This window comes from Empedobacter sp. UBA7620, assembly GCF_002484185.1.
GTDB lineage: Bacteria > Bacteroidota > Bacteroidia > Flavobacteriales > Weeksellaceae > Empedobacter > Empedobacter falsenii_C.
The window spans coordinates 102,965-120,273 of sequence record NZ_DLJI01000032.1 but is presented as its reverse complement, the minus strand read 5'-3'; the positions used below and the strand labels follow the sequence as shown (position 1 = coordinate 120,273).

The following is a 17,309-nucleotide window of genomic DNA, read 5'->3' as shown; positions in this document are numbered from 1 at the left end:
CAATATTACCGCTCCTGAAACAATGACATTTACTGCAAAAAACATGAATTTCAATGTTACAGAAAATATGAATACTTCGGTTGGACAAGATCAAAGTAATACTATTGGTAATAATCAAACTAATTCGGTTGGAAAGAATATTGTGACAACTGCTGGTGTAGATTATAGTTTGAATGCTACTGGAAATATACAAGAATTTTCTAATAATAAAACCGAAATGATTGATGAGAATTATACAACTCGTTCTTCTGTATCTGATGTCATAGCAAAGAAAATAACAGCATCTAGTTCAGAAGAAGATATATTAATTCAAAGTGCAAAAACTGTTTTTATGAATAGTGGAGAAAAAAGTAATAATCATTAATTTTCTAGGAATGGCAATCATAAAAATAGCAAAAAATATTACGATCAAAATAAAGAATAGACATTTTATTTATGCAGGAGAAATAAATAATATTGCTGATAAAATTTCTATTGTTTCGACTAAAGAAAATTTGTCTTTCAATTCAAATAAAAAAATTGTTTCGAATGGAATTGAAAAAGGTATAGTACATGGAAATTATGAAGCTCCAGAAGAGAAAACAATTACCAATGTTGTTTGGTTAGATAGCGAAAACAAGCAAATAGATACTGCAAAAAGAGGTGATTTGTTAACGTTAAAAGTTTCAACTAAAAACTATGATGTAGGTGAAGTTGTTTATTTAACTGTAGCTGAAGATGGAGAAAATAATATCCAATTAATGGGTTTTGTTGATGCAAACAATGAAGCTATACTACAAGAAATAACGTATTACGATAAATTAACTCATCTTAATTCTCAATTGGCTTAGATTATGGCAAGAACATTAACAGTAATTGATATAAACGGAGAAGATGTAACACATTTAAATGCTTCTATCGATATTTTAGACGAACCTGTTTGCATGAACCTAGGTGTTGCTTTTATGCCTTTTATGGATGAAGAATTTCTTTTTCTAAAAGAAGATGCTTCTCCTGATAGCACATTCGGTGTTAATAAAGTTGAAACAGAATTAGTGAAATTTTTGTATCAGATAAGGAAAAAAAATCGTTTAAAAGATAGTATTGAATATGATCCATATACTAATCCATATGCTTTAGTTACAAGATCAAGAATTTTTATAGGTGGGAAAATATTTTCATCAATAGACGTAAGATATAGTAAAGAATACTCCGATTATACAAAAAAAAATAAAGCTAATTGTAGTAATATAAAAAAAGATACTTTGTCTAAAGCTGAGCTTGAAAAATTTAATAATAAAAATATTTCATCAACTTATATTAGTATTGATAATGGTAAAATAAAAATATTTTTACCAAAAGAAACATTAATTGGGGTAAATTATTTTGAAACTCTTTATGATTTTCTAACTAATGGATCTCGTACAGCTGAAGCAGTAAAATATGGTGAATTTCCGGATTTAGATTTTTATGAACTTGCTACTGGTAATACAAAATTACAAAATGGTTGTTGGTTGACTAAAGACCGAAAAAGTAAAAACGATACTTGGAAAAATGCATGTATGTACATTGTAGAGCATAAATTACAAGGAGTAATAGCTCCATTTTCACAAATTGCAGATTTTTATGGATTACTTAAAGAAAAAGTTGCGCAATCTAAACATAAGACACGCTGGTTAAAAGGTGCGTATAAATTAGTTGATGCTTTGAATATTGTTGATGGAGGTAGTGCATTTGTTTCTAACGATGTTGAAATAATCTTGAATGAATTAAATATAGGGATATGCGATTATGCTATAACACAATTCTATGATTTGTTTTATGGCAAGTATAAAAATAGTCCTTTAGATACATTTGATAAAGCATATAAGTGGGATTTATCATTTGTTCAACACGAACAAGGTTCTGTAGCTTTACCTATTTACGCAAAAGTTTCAAAAAATACAATTGAAAAATTTCAAAATATGGCTGATAAAGATGGTCAAAGTGGATGGCATGGAGCTACGGGTATTTTTAATAGAGTTACACCTGAATTTGATGATCCTTGGAATGGAAAAGTAACAGATCCTCAATTTAGAATAGATTTACCTATGTTAATGCTTTGGTTAGATAAGCATAAACCAACAATAAAAGACAAAAATTCACCTTTTTACGGTAAGGTAGATAAAAACGGTTATCTTTTAGAGAAATATAAAAAAATAATAAGAAAGTATGAAGCAAAATAAATTAAACATAATTTTATTATTTCTTTTACATATATATTTATATTGTATTTTTTATATTTTATTTTATAATATATTTATTTTTGTAAAAACAGATTTCTTTATTTTTAAAGACTTTATTCTTCAATTATTACTTAGTCCAATTGGATTATTATTTATTGATTACTATTATCTTCTATATTTGTTTTCGCCAGTAATATTTTATTTAATTCTGCAATCAAAAGTAAATTCTCCAGTTTTTAGAATTTATATGGTATCAGTTGTATCAGTCTTTTGTGTAAACTGTTTAGTATTATTATTTACTTCACAGTTTTATACTAAAATAATTGTAATGTCTTATGATGGAGATTTATTTTGTAATAAATTATTTTTTATGATACCAAGTTTATTAGTTACAATCATAATTAATAAATTAATTTTTAATAAAATTTTTAAAAGTATTTAACAACCGACTATTGAAATTTTAGTAATTAATTTAGTATAGACTGAATTCATATAGTCAAGATTAAGAGGTTTTTGAGCCGTGGAATAAAAATCTTATTTCACGGCTTTATTTATGTATAAACTTATTCTTATATTTGTTATAGAAATAGAGTGAGAACCATGATTAACCCTAAATCTCACCCCTACAAATTTTAACATTTATAAAGTGTTAATTATCAAATTATTAAGAGTAATGTTTTTAATTTTGATAAAAATAAACCAAAATCTAATACCTACCATAATGTCTCAATTTAATATTATGAAATTTTCTTATTTAATTTTACTTGCTTTTATGCTAAATGCTGGTTGTGCTTTCGGTAGCAGCGATCAAACACCAGAAGAAACAGATACTATTTTACCTGCTTTTACAACCGCTGAATTGATTGGTAAAGGAAATCCTACGATGGTGGGGAATGGGTATAAATTATTGCCAGAAGTTGCAAAACAATTTGAATTAATGAAAGCTGATGCGCAAAAAGCAGGCTTTAAAATACAAGTGATTTCGAGTTATAGAAATTATACTTACCAAAATGGAATTTGGGAGCGTAAGTATAAAGCGAATCAGGCGAAAAAAATTGCAGCGAAAGAAAACATCGAAAAGATTATTGAATATTCTACCATTCCAGGAACTTCTCGTCACCACTGGGGAACTGATTTGGATATTATAGATGGAACGCGTGGAATACCAGCAGATCCGTTGAATGAGAAACATTTTAATGAAGGAGGATCAATGCATAAGTTTAAGCTTTGGTTAGATGAAAACGCTTCGAAATATGGTTTTTATTTGGTGTACACGGATAATTCAGCGAGAAAAGGATTCAAATATGAACCGTGGCATTTTACGTACAAAGCGATTTCTGAACCGATGTTACAAGCCTACAAAAAGCTAGATATCAAAAAAGTTTTGCAAGAAAATAAATTGTTAGGAAGCGAAAATTTTACAGATGATTTTATCGAAAAATATAGAAAAGAAAATATTTTGGATATAAATCCTGTTATTAAATAGTTAAAGCTCCTTTTTGGAGCTTTTTTTGTGGTATCTTTAGATAAAAATTAAAACATTATACTTTCTGATGAGGTTAATATTTTTCATATCGTTGTTTTTGAGCATGAGTCTACTGACTTTTGCAAAACAATCGATTGTGAAAGATTTGGACGGCGATGGAAAGTTTGACAAGGTTTCGATTAATTTTGAAACGAATAAAATAGAGTTTTTACTTTCTGATACCGAATATAAAAAGCAGAGTAGTTTAGCTTTTCATGAATTGGATCGCAATGCGAAAATTGAAGAAACAAAGAAAGGTTTTAAGATTATCAATAAAATAGGAGATGTTTTGTTTACATCTTATTTTCGATACAATCGTCAGACAAAAAAGATTGAATTATCTGCTATAAAACGTTCAATAGTTTCGGATGATTATTCGAAAGAAAATGGCGAATCAACTTTTATTACAGCTACAAAAGAGTTTATTGCGAAATGGAATAGTTTGGATAAATCATCAAATAAAGTGATTGCTTTACCAACGTTAAAAACCAAAATTGATTTGGATGTTATTTCTTTGAATGATTTTAATGATGCATTTCTGAATAAATTTAATCAACAAAGTTTGACTTTTTATAAAGTTGAAATCTCCAAGCAAAAATAATTATTGCTCCAAATCGATTGTTCTGAATGTTAGATTAATTCGTGGCGAATTTACTTTTTTAGTAGGAGGTAAGCGATGCAGCCAATAATCTTGCGTTTCATTTTTCATTACCAATAAACTCCCACTTGCAAGATTTAAAGCAATTACTTCTTTTGTTTCTTTGTGTTTAAAACCAAATTTACGTTCAGCACCAAAACTAAGCGACGCAATTGCGCCATGACGTTTCAATTGTTTTTCGCCATCGCTGTGCCAAGCCATTCCTTCGGAACCATCGTGATATAAATTTACCAAACAAGAATTATAAGTTTCGCCTGTTTTTTTCTCAGCTAATTTTTTTAATTCAAGTAAAGTATCAGTCCAAGGTAAAGCTGTTTTAGTGATTTTGGAATAGGTATACGCAAATGGAAAATCTCCGTACCAAGCAATTTTTCGTTTAGTTTCGATTAATTTTCTAAATATTATCGCTTGATCATTCTTCCATTCAATTTCATTTAATAAAACAGAATAATAATGATGCGCTTCCTCGTCACTCATAATTTGCCCAAAATAATTTACAGTTCCATCTTTAGGAAGTAGATTTTCTTGTTCCTCAAATAAATCGTTAAAAAGATCCATGGAACTAAGTTATGTTAAATTTTATTTGATTGATGATAAATAATTTGGAAATTATAAAATTATTTTTATTTTTATCAATGTTAAGTTTAAGTTAAAAAATAATAGAAATGAATGTTAGACACCCATTTTTTATTTATGTATTTAGTTTTATTTTAGTTGTGATTGCTGGTTTTACTAAGATTTTAGAATTTGAATCTGCAGATTTATTATTGAATACTACGTTTACAATTTCTGTAATCTCTTTAATTTATGTATTAATTCGTTTGAAAAAGTCAAGAAAAAAATATACTGATTTAGCGAATTAATACATAGTATTAATCAAAAAGCAACGATTATTTCGTTGCTTTTTGATTTAAATACTGTTCAAATTTTAGTCCTTTTATGTTATAAGGATCAAATCCTTTGTATAAATCTTCTAATAATTGCATTACTTGAAAATAAGTAAATAATACTGAATATGAAGCTTGTTCTTGATAAACAGGGATTTCTACTAAAAATAAAAATCGATCATATTTCGAAATCTGAACAGTATTCCCATCTTGATTCATCAAACCAATATAACTTCCGTCATAATCAGGTAGGTTATGAAAAATCTCAATAGCTTGTGATAAACTACCTTCTAAAGGTAATTCAGTTTCGACCTGTAAGTCGTCAGCGTAATTTTCAAAGAATATTTTCACAGTGCAAAAGTAAGAAATTTTAATCTATTTTAAGGAATTCCTTTTTTTTCGGGTTATAATTATTAAATTAGCATTCAAATTATGGAAAAAATGAGTTACGACATTATAGTTATTGGAAGTGGTCCTGGAGGATACGTTGCAGCAATTAGAGCAGCACAATTAGGTAAAAAAGTAGCAATCGTAGAAAAAGCTGAATTAGGTGGAATCTGCCTTAACTGGGGATGTATTCCTACAAAAGCTTTATTAAAATCTGCTCAAGTATTCAAATACTTAAATCATGCAGAAGATTTTGGAATTAACTTACCTTCAGATATTTCATTCGAATTTGGAAATGTTGTTTCTCGTAGTAGAGGAGTGGCGGATCGTATGAGTAAAGGTGTTCAATTCTTAATGAAGAAGAACAAAATTGAAGTAATTCAAGGTGAAGCAAAAGTTTTACCAGGAAAAAAAGTAAAAGTTACTGCAGCAGATGGTTCTGTTAGTGAATTATCTTCAGAAAATATAATTATTGCAACAGGTGCACGTTCTCGCGAGTTACCAGCTTTACCACAAGATGGTAAAAAAGTAATTGGTTACCGTGGTGCATTAGCAATGGAAAAACAACCAAAATCAATGATTGTTGTAGGTTCTGGAGCGATTGGAGTTGAGTTTGCTCATTTCTACAATACATTAGGAACAAAAGTGACAATTGTAGAGTTTTTACCACGCATTGTAAATGTTGAAGATGAAGATATTTCGAAACAATTACAACTATCTCTTAAAAAATCTGGAATCAATATCTTAACAAATGCAGAAGTTACAGGAGTTGATACAACTGGAGATTTAGTAAAAGCAACAATTAAAACTGCTAAAGGTGAAGAAATCATCGAAGCTGAAGTTGTTTTATCTGCTGTTGGTGTTGTTCCAAATACAGAAAATATCGGTCTTGAAGAAGTTGGTATTGCAACTGAAAGAGGTAAAATTGTTATCAATGATTTTTGTGAAACATCTGTAAAAGGATATTATGCAATTGGTGATGTTGTAAAAGGAGCAGATTTAGCACACTTAGCATCTGCACAAGGTATTTTATGTGTTGAGCATATTGCTGGTGAAAAAGTAGAACCAATCGACTACGGAAATATTCCAGGTTGTACATATTGTTCACCAGAAATTGCGTCTGTTGGGCTTACAGAAGCAAAAGCTAAAGAAGCAGGTTACGAAGTGAAAGTTGGTAAATTCCCATTCTCTGCAAACGGAAAAGCTGTTGCAAATGGAGCTGCTGATGGATTCGTAAAAGTTGTTTTTGATGCGAAATACGGTGAATGGTTGGGATGTCATATGATTGGTGATGGAGTAACTGAAATGATTGCTGAGGCAGTTGTTGCACGTAAATTAGAGACTACAGCTCATGAAATTATGAAATCTGTACACGCTCACCCGACAATGGCAGAAGCTATTATGGAAGCGGTAGAAGATGCATATGGACATGCAATTCATATCTAAGAAATAAAATTAAAATTTATAGTTGAAGCAGCCTTTTGGCTGCTTTTTTATTTTACCAAATCGTTAATTTTATAACAGATATGTTTTCATTTAGTTTTTTAATTATCTTTATAGAAATAATTAAAAAAATACAATATGAAAAAATTCTATTCTTTAGTAGCAGTTGCTGCATTATCAACATTATCTTTTGCTCAAGTAAACGCAATCCCTGGGTCTGATTTTGAAGATTGGGCTAAGTTTACTACAGGAGTTAATAAATTCGGTCTTAAATCGTATGCTGTTCAGGGAGTTGGTAAAGGTGTTAATGGATCTAATTCTTTAAATATTACAACAACGCCAACTGCAAATGATTATGTTTTTACATCATTATTAGGAGGTACTGTTTCTACTCAACCAAAAGAAATTACTTTTTGGGTTAAAGGAACATCAGGGAAAACTTTATCATTAAATGTATATAAAAGTGATGGAGGATATTACGCATATAATGTAGGAGATTTATCTTCAGATTCAAAAATTTCTTCATCTGCAAGTAATCAATATACAGGTGTTATTGATACAAAAGGAAATTGGGTAAAGGTAACATTGGATTTATCTGATAAAAAAGATTTAAATGTTGCTGATTTAACAAAAGACTTTTTTGCTTTAAAAGTAGGTAAAGATGCTGCTTATGCATTGGATATTGATAACATTCAATTATGGGATGTTAATATGAATGTATATGATTTAACTTCTACTAAAGCAGTTTCTAATACATTATGGACAAATACAGCTTCTTTCAATGTAAAAGATAAAACAATTGTAGAAGTTTACAATATTAACGGACAATTGGTAAAATCTTTCGAAGTTAAAGGTGTTCAAAATGTAGATGTTTCTTCATTAGTTAAAGGGACGTATGTAGTTAAAACTACTTCTAACGGAAAATCTTCTACTCAAAAAGTAGTAAAAAAATAAGAAAGAATATATTCTTAATCTAACAAAAAAGCGATTCAGTTTACTGAATCGCTTTTATTTATTCTTCTAATTTCTGAATCTTAAAACCTGCATCTGTCACAGCTTCTACAACTTCTTCTTCATCTTCGGTTGTTGTCACAGTCAGTACTTTTCGTTCATCAGAAGTATCAACTTTCCAATTGTCTTTACCTACAGCTTCGTCCAAAAAAGGTTTTACAGATTTGATACAGCTGTCACAATTTATATTTGTTTTGAATTTCAATTCGCTCATAACTTTACAATTTAGACTCAAATTTATAAAGATTTCATAAGATTAAAAAAACGTTTAAGTAATATTTGATTTCGAAATTTAAATAAAAATCAATGAAGCGTAATCTTGATGTTGTTGTTATTTCGGATGTGCATTTAGGAACTTTTGGTTGCAAAGCACAAGAATTGTTGGCTTACTTACAGTCAATCAATCCAAAAAAAATTATTCTCAATGGTGATATTGTGGATATTTGGAATTTCAAGAAAAGTTATTTTCCAGAAACGCATCTTCAAATCATTAGTTATTTATTGAATTTATCTGAACAAGGAATTCCAATCGTTTATATCACTGGAAATCATGATGAACTGTTGCGTAAATTTACGACAATGCGTTTTGGGAATATTCTTTTAACGGATAAATATATGTTGAAACAAAATGATAAAGTCGCATGGATTTTTCATGGAGATGTGTTTGATGCCTCAATTCAACATTCGAAATGGATTGCGAAATTAGGAGGTTGGGGTTATGATAAATTAATTCAGTTGAATTATTTTATCAATAAATGTTTAGAGTTTTTTGGAAGGGAACGTTATTCACTGTCTCAAAAGATTAAAAACTCAGTTAAAAAAGCGGTGAAGCATATCAATGATTTTGAACAAACTGCTGCTGAATTAGCGATCGAAAATGAATATGATTACGTGGTTTGTGGACATATTCATCAGCCACAATTGCGAAAAGTAAAAACGGATAAAGGAACTTGTGTGTATATGAATTCGGGAGATTGGATTGAGAATTTATCGGCTTTAGAATGTGTCGACGGAAATTGGTCAGTGTTTTATTTTGAAGAACACAAACATACTTTGATGCAAAATTTAGAAGAAATCGAGTTCAATTATTCGTTGGATGAACTGATTGTTTCAATTCTCAATAAGAAGTAAATGAAAATTTTATATGCTTTACAAGGAACGGGAAATGGACATTTGGCTCGTGCGCAAAAAATGTTACCAATCCTTGAAGAATATGGAGATTTGGATGTTTTTGTAAGCGGTTCTAATTCGCAATTACAACTTGAAAATTATCAATTCAAACATCACAATGGATTGTCATTATTTTATAATCAGATGGGAAAAGTTTCGTATAAACGAATTTTTAAGGAGAATAGTTTTAAATCTTTTTGGAATGAAGTGAATCATTTTCCAATTGAAAAATATGATTTGATTATTAATGATTTTGAACCAATTACAGCACATGCAGCACGAAAGAAAAAGATAAATATTGTTGGTTTGAGTCATCAAGCTTCGCTTTTATTTGATGAAACGCCAAAAGTAAAAAATAAAACAGGTGAGACGATTTTGAAATATTACGCACCAACTTCTAAGCATTACGGTTTTCATTTCGAAGAATATAATGATGCTATTTTTTTACCTATCATTCGAGATAAAATTAGAGCATTGCATCCAAAACAAAAAGATTATTATTTGGTGTATTTACCAAGTTTTCATCCAACTGAAATTATGGAGAAATTATCATTTATTAAAGATTCAAAATGGAAAGTTTTTTCACCTTTTGTGAAAGAAGTTATGCGTCAATTTAATGTTGAAATTTATCCAATTGATGAACGCCTTTTTACCAAAACTTTAGAAAATTGTAAAGGAGTTTTGTGTGGTGCTGGTTTCGAATTGCCTGCTGAAAGTATTTATCTTCAAAAGAAACTTTTTGTGATTCCGATCAAAGGTCAATACGAACAATTGTGTAACTGCGAGGCTTTAAAAATGATTGGCGTTGATTATTCGTATGATTTGAATGTCGAACAATTGCAACGTTGGGTGGATTCGAATAAAATTATTGAGAAAGATTTCCCAGATCAAACTGAAGAAATCATTCAGAAAGTAATTTTAGAAGCTTCTCATTAATTATTTTTCCAGAAAGCAGGCGTAAATAAAATTAAGATTGTATAAAGCTCTAATCGACCTAAAACCATTAAAAAACAACATAATAATTTTGCACTATCCGTTAAAGAATTCATTGAGGTACCCGGACCAAATTCGCCAATTCCCGGACCTACGTTTCCTAAAGTGGAAGCAGTTAATGTTAAAGAGGCCAAAATATCTTGGAAACTCATTGTTATACCATAATTCAAAAGCGCAAACAAAATAGAACTCACAATCCATGTAAACATAAACATAACAAAGAATGCCATGACGTGGAAAACAATAGATTGATTCAGCGAACGATTGTTGTAACGAACTGGAATAATTGCGTTTGGATGTAAAATACGCTTAAATTCGATCCAACTATTTTTTAATAAAATGACGTGTCTGATAACTGTAATTCCTCCAGATGTAGAACCTGCCGAACCTCCGATGAAGAACAAAGAGAAGAAAATAAGTGTGGTTACGGTTAACCAACTTGTGTAATCTTCCATTGCCAAAGCGGTTGTAGATGCGATAGAAACGACGTGGAATAATGAGCTTCTGAATGAATGTTCGAAGTTAAACCAGGAATAAGTTTCGACGGAATAGCTAGGGTAAATATTAAAAAATAATACGACAAAAACGATAAATGTAACGACAGCAAGTAAGCCAACCCACCAGCGAAATTCCTCATTTTTCCACACTTTTTTGAATTGTCCTTTAATCAATAAATAAATCAAAGCGAAGTTTGTTCCGCCCAAAAACATCATCACGATTAGTACATATTGAATAAAAACATTGTTATTCCAATACATCAAACCTTCATTTTTAGTAGAAAAACCTGCGGTTGCAATCACACTCATCGAATGGTTTGCAGCATCAAATAAATTCATTCCACCAAAATAAAGCAACAATGCAAAAAAAGCAGTTAATCCTAAATAAACTAACCAAAGGTTTTTCGCTGTTTCTGTAATTCGAGGGTGAATTTTATCCGTATAAATTCCAGGCGCTTCTGCCATAAAAAGTTGTCGACCACCAATTCCAAGAAACGGTAAAATCGCAATCGTCAAAACGATAATTCCCATACCACCAATCCAATTGGTTGTACTTCGCCAAAACAATATGCTTTTTGGGAGACTTTCTACATCATCATAAATCGATGTTCCAGTCGCTGTATAACCAGAAACGGTTTCGTAAACAATGTTCACAAAACTGAAATTCTCATTGATGATATGATCGTTTGGTAAAAATATTAACGACGTAACATATGGCAAACATCCCGAAAGAATCAAGAAAAGCCATCCGACACAAACCACGATATAACCTTCGCGTTTGTTGATGTGTTTTCTTCTGTCACGCGTAAAATACATCATTGCAGCTCCCGACAATCCCACTAAACTCCCCGAAACTAAAAAAGGGTAGAGTAGATGATCATTAAAATAAATGCTGACACATGTTGCAATAAACATAAAGAGCGCATTTAATAGTAATAAAACACCCGAAAGATTCAGGATTACTTTGATGTTAAGTGATTTCATTATTTAAAATATTTGGTCACTTTTGGAATTAAATTCGCTTGACTAAAAACAACAACATGATCTTTTGGTTCGATAATGAAATCTTTGGTTGGAATAAATCCATCATTTCTACGAACAATTCCAGCAATAATAGCACCTTCTTTAAATGGAAAATCGCTTACTTTTTTGAATGCGATTTCAGAATTTTCGTGAATACGGAATTCTAAAACTTCGGCATCTAAATCAGAAATTCCTGTTACATCCATCACAGAACCTTGTCGAATATAACGGAAAATACTATCTGCGGTTAAGAGTTTTTTATTGATAAAAGCGTTAATTCCAACTTCTTGACTAAGATGAATATAGTCGATATTTTCGACCAAAGCAATTGTTTTTTTAACACCTTTTGATTTTGCTAAAAGACACGACATAATATTCGTTTCCGAACTTCCTGTCACAGCAATAAAAGCATCTGAATCAGAAATACCTTCTTCCAATAACAATTCTCCATCTCGACCATCACCATTGATAATCAAAATGTTATTTAAATCATCAGCTAAATCAAAAGCTTTGTTTCGATTGATTTCTAATAACTTAACGTTGTGCTTGTTATCTTTTAAAAGTTTGGCAACTTTGACACCAATACTTCCTCCTCCCAAAACAATTACATTTTTGAAATACTCTTGTTTTTTTCCTAGGATTTTATAAACTTCTAAAATTCCAGCTTTTTTTACAATAAAATAAACGTGATCGTCTATTCTAAATTCAGTATCAGCTTCAGGAATAATGGTTTGATATTCGCCGCGTTCGTTGCTACGGATAATTGCAATTGGCATCAAAAGATTGTCTTCACCACCTTTTGTCGTCAAATACATGTCTTTGTATTGCTTGTCCAAAATCTTGCAATCCGCATCCAAAACAGTTCCAACCATAAAAAGTTGACCATTTGCAAAGGGATGCATCGCATTGAAAGCAGATTGTTGAACAAGTGAATAAATCTCATCAGCCGCTAATTTCTCAGGGCTAATTAATGCATCAATTCCCATTCCTTGCACCCAAAATTGATTTTCTTTGTAAAGAAATTCAGGATTCGAAATTCGAGCTAATGTACGTTTTGCCCCTAAATCTTTCGCAATCGAAGCACTAGTAAGGTTTGTGTTTTGAAGATGAGTGACCGATATAAAAATATCTGTATCATCAATTCCAACTTCGCGCAAAGCCTTGAAAGAAGTTATATCACCACGATAAGCCATTACATCTAACGAGTTTTCGATCATCAACAATTTGTCCTTGTCCATGTCCATGATGACGATGTCATTCATTTCATTAGAAAGCAATTTAGCCAAATGAAAACCAACTTCTCCAGCGCCTCCGATTAATATTTTCATGAAAGAAATTTAGGATAAAACTATTTTGACGTTTCTTTTTGTCCCATTAACATTAGGAACGATTTCAAGAATTCGTCTATATCACCGTTCATTACAGCATCCACATTACCTGTTTCAGTTCCTGTTCTGACGTCTTTTACCAATTTGTATGGATGCATCACATAATTACGAATTTGAGAACCCCATTCAATTTTCATCTTATTTGCTTCAATCTCATTACGTGCAGCCATTTTTTTCTCTAACTCAATCTTGTACAATTCAGATTTTAACATCTCCATTGCACGCTCACGATTGGCTAACTGAGAACGTTCAACCTGACAAACAACTACAATTCCTGTAGGTTTGTGTGTTAATTGAACTTTCGTTTCTACCTTATTTACATTTTGTCCTCCAGCTCCACCAGAACGAGACGTTTGCAATTCGATATCTGCAGGATTGATTTCAATCTCGATTGTATCATCCACAATTGGCGAAACATAAACCGAAACGAAACTTGTGTGACGCTTTGCATTACTATCAAAAGGGGAAATACGCACCAAACGATGCACACCATTTTCTCCTTTTAGATAACCAAAAGCAAATTCGCCATCCACTTCTAATGTCACTGTTTTTACACCTGCAACATCACCCGCTTGATAGTTTAATTCTTTTACTTTATAATCATGTTTTTCGGCCCACATCAAATACATACGCATCAACATAGAAGCCCAGTCACAAGATTCTGTACCTCCAGCTCCAGCAGTAATTTGAAGAATTGCACCAAGATTATCTCCTTCTTCTGAAAGCATATTCTTGAATTCTATATCTTCTAAAAGCTTAGCAACAACAGTATATTGTTCCATTACTTCTTCGTCACTTACTTCACCTTCTCGGTTAAATTCTACTAAAACTTCGACATCATTTACTGCATTTGCAATAGTTTGGTATTCATCGATCCATTTCTTTTTACCACGCAAAACTTTCATAAAAGCTTCGGCTTCTTTCGGGTTATTCCAAAATTCAGGAGAAGCAGCATGTTCTTCTTCATTTTGAACTTCGATTTCTTTTTGTTCGATTTCCAAATATTCGTGCAAATCTTGTGTACGTTTTTGGATGTCTTTTAGTAATTCGTTGTTAAACATAATTGCAAATGTATAAAAATAGGAGGTTAAGCATTAATCACTTTATCATCTTTTCCGTTCCAAGAAAGAATTTTATAAGTAAAACCTTCTTCCGTTTTAATTTCTTGGTCTTTCAGCATCAAAAAAGTATCGTCCCAATCGCCCTCATCATAACTAATTACCCAGAATAATTGGTTGAACAATAAACCTTCTAAAATATACAAAAGTTCCTCCACAGAATCTACTTCGTAAGTTGTAAAAGGAAAAGAAGATTTGATCCAAATCTTATCATCATCCGAAGTCTGAATATAAAGATCTCCAAAAGTCGATTTGTATTCATTCTCGATATGAAATTCTAATAATTCGGTATCTTTCTTGTGAAGCCCTATGAAATCTGGAATTGCTTCAATGATTTGATTGTATATTTTGATTGAAAAATCGTTCATCTTTCTGAAATTAGCTTGCAAAAATAAACGATATTATCTAATTCTGACACGATATTTATGTTCAATAAATCGAAAAAAGTTAAATAATTTGTATTCAAAATCATAACCATAGTCAATAGAAGGATCCAAATCTATACTCACCGCATACAAATCAGGATTATATGTCATAGGTTGCATATGTCGTTGATTCCAAATCATCACATATTGGCGATTTTTTTGTTCGTAATATTCTTTCGAATAATATTCTTTGGGTAATGCAGTTGTTTTTAAATAAATATCATATTGAGGATCAAATACAACAATATCATAATCTCCATCTTCATTCGGCTCGAATTTTAATGAATTCTCATCTTTATTCGGAACTGAATTTTGTGTGGATTGATTGGTTGTACAAGCAAAAAATAGGAGAGAAACGCTGATGAATAAAAATAGCTTTTTCATAATCTTTAATTTAATTAAATATACTGAAAATTAATGAGAAGCTTGATTCTATTTAGTTTGATGATTGAAAGTTTTGAAGATTTTCTATTTTTATTAATCCGTTGCGCATCTTGAATAAAAATTCGTCAATTCGAGTGATTTTTAGAAATGAAATGAATAAAAATTGTATCGAGAATAGAATTTTATCTTTTAAAACCTTATTCTCGATACAAAATTCTAAAAGAATTTCACTCGAATTGACGGTTTTCATTGATAAAATTATCAAAATATACAACGGTTTTTTTATTAATAATTTCAAATACTAAGCTTTTAACTATCAATAAAATAATTATATTTGAGTATAATGATACGAAACTTGATTTCGTGAAAAAACAATGTTAGGCTATATTTTATGAACAATTATTGGATATTAATTAGTGTAGAGATTTTTGAAAAGCGAATTCTATCTTTTGGAGAAATTCCTAAAATTATTGAATTTTTATGGGATTATGATATTAGTAGTTATGGAGATTCAGCAACATTGTGTTGCTATGGGTACTTTAAAAATGAAAATAATATTTTAGAGAAAAAATATATAGGATATGTAACATTTATTCCAAATAATATCAAAGACTATTATAAAAAAGTCAATGATTTGGCGGTTGAAATATGTGATTTTGCAACGAAAGAATACAATGCAAAAATTTATTTTCCGTCTCAAGGAAAAATTGAGTTTGACTTTCAATCTTATGAAGAATTATATTTAATAAATCATAAACATTCATCACAAAATGAAAATTATGAGAAAAATATTAACTCATTAGATTCTAATTTAAACAAAAATACTTCTGAAGAAAATAAGGTAAACTTACGAGATAACAAAAAAAAAAATTTTACGATAAGTTAAAAAGTTGGTTAATAAAATAAAAACGTTGCCTATCATAGTAATGACAAAATGCGGGATTAAATATTAAGTAGAGAAAGTGTAAATATTTATCCGTCTCTATGATATATTCCCAAAAAAATAACCACATAGAAACATAGAACCAAATGATTTTCTGTTGAAATTAGTTGCTTATCTATTTGTATTTTCAACTAATCTTTACAAGTCATCATTGCAAAAACTATGTTTCTATGTGGTTAAAATAAATTTGAACAACATCTATAAAATTCTATTTCCGATACAATTTTTCTTCACTCTTTTACGTCGTTAATCAGAGTATTGTACCGAAAAATTACTCCAATCAACGAACTGCATTTCACAACTAAGCTTACACAACTGTATGCTCGCCAAGGTAGATACTGGTACTCGCCATCGTCTTTGTTTCACTATTCAGAAATGCCCAAAAATTCACTTTTTTGCCATTGTAATACGTTGGTAAAGCAATATCTATAATCATAGAATTACGAGTCTCAATACTTTGAAATACTTCAAACGAATTTAGTTCTTCACAATAGCAAATAACATTCACAAGATCCGAAGGTTGCGCATTACCTTGCCCAGAATTATCTTCCCAATTCATTTGGAAAGTATCCCCACCAGCCGTATCTATCGTAGGTTGCAAAAAGCCAACCAGATCACCTTTTGATACCAACACACGCTCCAACACAATAACAGGCAAATCATTCACCATTTCCAATGCATTGCTCAGCGTATAAGACGTCGCAATGTTGTAGCGCGATTTTAGCCCAACTCTATTCCCAAAATACAGATTAAGAATAGGACGAATTGGTTGCAAGAAACCAATCACTTGCTTGAATTTGATCTGTTGCATCAGTTGCAAATCAGTTGGTCGCCTTTTCGATTTTTTTGGTAAACTGCGGATAATGTCCTTACCGCGCCAATTAACCCCTACTACAGTTCCCACTTTTCCTGAGAATCCACCAAGGATTCCTTTTTTAATTTCTGCCATAATTGCAAGTTTTTATGATTAATATTCATAAAGTTAGCAACAGAAACAACAACATTTACAAAAACCCAATTTTGTGTCCACATTTGTCCGGTTCTGTCCACATTTGTCCACTTTTGTCCGGTTGCTTTTTATTCAATAATAGTATTATAGCAAAATAAAATCCTCGCTAAACCTCTATTCATCATAGGTAGATAAGATTCGTGTTTTTGATCGATTTTTAGCTTGTTCGACCATCGTTCGACCATTGTTCGACGAAACTTCGGAAAAACGGCATTCTCGTCGAAGAACGGTCGAAGAAAACACG

19 protein-coding genes and 1 pseudogene are annotated in these 17,309 nt (G+C 30.8%); 11 read left to right on the top strand and 9 right to left on the bottom strand.

Annotated features, from left to right (window positions below; all coding sequences use genetic code 11):
- The 5 genes and pseudogenes from B2217_RS07995 to B2217_RS07975 all read left to right on the top strand — a co-directional run.
- Positions 1-364 (top strand): annotated as a pseudogene (locus tag B2217_RS07995) (hypothetical protein); the annotation flags it as partial.
- A gap of 10 nt (positions 365-374) precedes the next feature.
- Positions 375-830 (top strand): hypothetical protein, encoded by a 456-nt coding sequence (locus B2217_RS07990; RefSeq protein ID WP_180906645.1) that lies wholly within the window; start codon positions 375-377, stop codon positions 828-830.
- A gap of 3 nt (positions 831-833) precedes the next feature.
- The gene (locus B2217_RS07985) at positions 834-2,204 is read left to right on the top strand and encodes a hypothetical protein (RefSeq protein WP_180906646.1); all 1,371 of its coding nucleotides are present in this window, start codon (positions 834-836) and stop codon (positions 2,202-2,204) included.
- 739 nt (positions 2,205-2,943) lie between these two features.
- Positions 2,944-3,690 (top strand): M15 family metallopeptidase, encoded by a 747-nt coding sequence (locus B2217_RS07980; protein WP_236688214.1) that lies wholly within the window; start codon positions 2,944-2,946, stop codon positions 3,688-3,690.
- A gap of 103 nt (positions 3,691-3,793) precedes the next feature.
- The gene (locus tag B2217_RS07975) at positions 3,794-4,330 is read left to right on the top strand and encodes a hypothetical protein (RefSeq protein ID WP_180906647.1); all 537 of its coding nucleotides are present in this window, start codon (positions 3,794-3,796) and stop codon (positions 4,328-4,330) included.
- On the opposite strand, the gene B2217_RS07970 is transcribed toward B2217_RS07975, so the two are convergent.
- Entirely contained in the window at positions 4,331-4,945 is a 615-nt protein-coding gene (locus B2217_RS07970) for an alpha-ketoglutarate-dependent dioxygenase AlkB family protein (protein WP_180906648.1), read from the bottom strand.
- A 107-nt stretch (positions 4,946-5,052) separates the two neighbouring features.
- Between B2217_RS07970 and B2217_RS07965 the strand changes: the two genes are divergently transcribed.
- Complete coding sequence (locus tag B2217_RS07965) at positions 5,053-5,250, top strand: hypothetical protein (RefSeq protein WP_038335852.1); 198 nt, start codon at positions 5,053-5,055, stop codon at positions 5,248-5,250.
- Positions 5,251-5,277: 27 nt separating this feature from the next.
- On the opposite strand, the gene B2217_RS07960 is transcribed toward B2217_RS07965, so the two are convergent.
- Positions 5,278-5,625, bottom strand: a complete 348-nt coding sequence (locus tag B2217_RS07960; RefSeq protein ID WP_180906649.1) for a hypothetical protein — start codon at positions 5,623-5,625, stop codon at positions 5,278-5,280.
- A 90-nt stretch (positions 5,626-5,715) separates the two neighbouring features.
- On the opposite strand from B2217_RS07960, the gene lpdA reads away from it, so the two are divergent.
- Positions 5,716-7,107: a dihydrolipoyl dehydrogenase gene (lpdA, locus tag B2217_RS07955; protein WP_180906650.1), complete on the top strand. Its 1,392-nt coding sequence runs from the start codon at positions 5,716-5,718 to the stop codon at positions 7,105-7,107.
- A 135-nt stretch (positions 7,108-7,242) separates the two neighbouring features.
- A complete protein-coding gene (locus B2217_RS07950; protein WP_180906651.1) occupies positions 7,243-8,058 on the top strand; it encodes a T9SS type A sorting domain-containing protein in 816 nt (271 codons plus the stop codon).
- Positions 8,059-8,116: 58 nt separating this feature from the next.
- Here the strand turns inward: B2217_RS07950 and B2217_RS07945 are convergent, their stop codons facing one another.
- Entirely contained in the window at positions 8,117-8,329 is a 213-nt protein-coding gene (locus tag B2217_RS07945; RefSeq protein ID WP_180906652.1) for a hypothetical protein, read from the bottom strand.
- A gap of 92 nt (positions 8,330-8,421) precedes the next feature.
- Between B2217_RS07945 and B2217_RS07940 the strand changes: the two genes are divergently transcribed.
- Together B2217_RS07940 and B2217_RS07935 are read left to right on the top strand one after the other, a co-directional pair.
- Complete coding sequence (locus B2217_RS07940; RefSeq protein WP_180906653.1) at positions 8,422-9,246, top strand: UDP-2,3-diacylglucosamine diphosphatase; 825 nt, start codon at positions 8,422-8,424, stop codon at positions 9,244-9,246.
- Positions 9,247-10,221: a glycosyltransferase family protein gene (locus B2217_RS07935; RefSeq protein ID WP_180906654.1), complete on the top strand. Its 975-nt coding sequence runs from the start codon at positions 9,247-9,249 to the stop codon at positions 10,219-10,221. It abuts the gene before it with no gap.
- Here B2217_RS07935 and B2217_RS07930 read toward each other — a convergent pair.
- The 5 genes from B2217_RS07930 to B2217_RS07910 are packed head-to-tail and all read right to left on the bottom strand — an operon-like array spanning position 10,218 to position 15,113.
- Positions 10,218-11,759, bottom strand: coding sequence for a TrkH family potassium uptake protein (locus B2217_RS07930; protein WP_280046507.1), 1,542 nt, complete (start codon positions 11,757-11,759; stop codon positions 10,218-10,220). The genes B2217_RS07935 and B2217_RS07930 overlap by 4 nt on opposite strands.
- On the bottom strand, positions 11,759-13,126 hold the full coding sequence (trkA, locus tag B2217_RS07925) for a Trk system potassium transporter TrkA (protein ID WP_115000923.1): 1,368 nt from the start codon (positions 13,124-13,126) through the stop codon (positions 11,759-11,761). Before trkA ends, B2217_RS07930 begins: the two co-directional genes overlap by 1 nt.
- A gap of 20 nt (positions 13,127-13,146) precedes the next feature.
- On the bottom strand, positions 13,147-14,247 hold the full coding sequence (gene prfB / locus B2217_RS07920) for a peptide chain release factor 2 (RefSeq protein ID WP_280046509.1): 1,101 nt from the start codon (positions 14,245-14,247) through the stop codon (positions 13,147-13,149).
- Between the two features lie 26 nt (positions 14,248-14,273).
- Positions 14,274-14,672, bottom strand: a complete 399-nt coding sequence (locus tag B2217_RS07915) for a hypothetical protein (RefSeq protein ID WP_280046510.1) — start codon at positions 14,670-14,672, stop codon at positions 14,274-14,276.
- 33 nt (positions 14,673-14,705) lie between these two features.
- On the bottom strand, positions 14,706-15,113 hold the full coding sequence (locus B2217_RS07910) for a DUF6146 family protein (protein WP_221627904.1): 408 nt from the start codon (positions 15,111-15,113) through the stop codon (positions 14,706-14,708).
- Positions 15,114-15,504: 391 nt separating this feature from the next.
- On the opposite strand from B2217_RS07910, the gene B2217_RS07905 reads away from it, so the two are divergent.
- Entirely contained in the window at positions 15,505-15,999 is a 495-nt protein-coding gene (locus B2217_RS07905) for a hypothetical protein (RefSeq protein WP_180906657.1), read from the top strand.
- 364 nt (positions 16,000-16,363) lie between these two features.
- On the opposite strand, the gene B2217_RS07900 is transcribed toward B2217_RS07905, so the two are convergent.
- Positions 16,364-17,005: a DUF6266 family protein gene (locus tag B2217_RS07900; protein ID WP_180906658.1), complete on the bottom strand. Its 642-nt coding sequence runs from the start codon at positions 17,003-17,005 to the stop codon at positions 16,364-16,366.
- Positions 17,006-17,309 lie beyond the last annotated feature (304 nt).

Bases quoted from the DNA above. Each gene is read 5' to 3' on its own strand.
- B2217_RS07900 (WP_180906658.1), bottom strand. From the start codon at position 17,005: ATGGCAGAAATTAAAAAAGGAATCCTTGGTGGATTCTCAGGAAAAGTG.
- B2217_RS07930 (WP_280046507.1), bottom strand. From the start codon at position 11,759: ATGAAATCACTTAACATCAAAGTAATCCTGAATCTTTCGGGTGTTTTA.
- B2217_RS07970 (WP_180906648.1), bottom strand. From the start codon at position 4,945: ATGGATCTTTTTAACGATTTATTTGAGGAACAAGAAAATCTACTTCCT.
- B2217_RS07980 (WP_236688214.1), top strand. From the start codon at position 2,944: ATGAAATTTTCTTATTTAATTTTACTTGCTTTTATGCTAAATGCTGGT.
- B2217_RS07915 (WP_280046510.1), bottom strand. From the start codon at position 14,672: ATGAACGATTTTTCAATCAAAATATACAATCAAATCATTGAAGCAATT.
- B2217_RS07945 (WP_180906652.1), bottom strand. From the start codon at position 8,329: ATGAGCGAATTGAAATTCAAAACAAATATAAATTGTGACAGCTGTATC.
- prfB (WP_280046509.1), bottom strand. From the start codon at position 14,247: ATGTTTAACAACGAATTACTAAAAGACATCCAAAAACGTACACAAGAT.
- B2217_RS07950 (WP_180906651.1), top strand. From the start codon at position 7,243: ATGAAAAAATTCTATTCTTTAGTAGCAGTTGCTGCATTATCAACATTA.
- lpdA (WP_180906650.1), top strand. From the start codon at position 5,716: ATGAGTTACGACATTATAGTTATTGGAAGTGGTCCTGGAGGATACGTT.
- trkA (WP_115000923.1), bottom strand. From the start codon at position 13,126: ATGAAAATATTAATCGGAGGCGCTGGAGAAGTTGGTTTTCATTTGGCT.
- B2217_RS07975 (WP_180906647.1), top strand. From the start codon at position 3,794: ATGAGTCTACTGACTTTTGCAAAACAATCGATTGTGAAAGATTTGGAC.
- B2217_RS07965 (WP_038335852.1), top strand. From the start codon at position 5,053: ATGAATGTTAGACACCCATTTTTTATTTATGTATTTAGTTTTATTTTA.
- B2217_RS07985 (WP_180906646.1), top strand. From the start codon at position 834: ATGGCAAGAACATTAACAGTAATTGATATAAACGGAGAAGATGTAACA.
- B2217_RS07905 (WP_180906657.1), top strand. From the start codon at position 15,505: ATGAACAATTATTGGATATTAATTAGTGTAGAGATTTTTGAAAAGCGA.
- B2217_RS07940 (WP_180906653.1), top strand. From the start codon at position 8,422: ATGAAGCGTAATCTTGATGTTGTTGTTATTTCGGATGTGCATTTAGGA.
- B2217_RS07990 (WP_180906645.1), top strand. From the start codon at position 375: ATGGCAATCATAAAAATAGCAAAAAATATTACGATCAAAATAAAGAAT.
- B2217_RS07910 (WP_221627904.1), bottom strand. From the start codon at position 15,113: ATGAAAAAGCTATTTTTATTCATCAGCGTTTCTCTCCTATTTTTTGCT.
- B2217_RS07935 (WP_180906654.1), top strand. From the start codon at position 9,247: ATGAAAATTTTATATGCTTTACAAGGAACGGGAAATGGACATTTGGCT.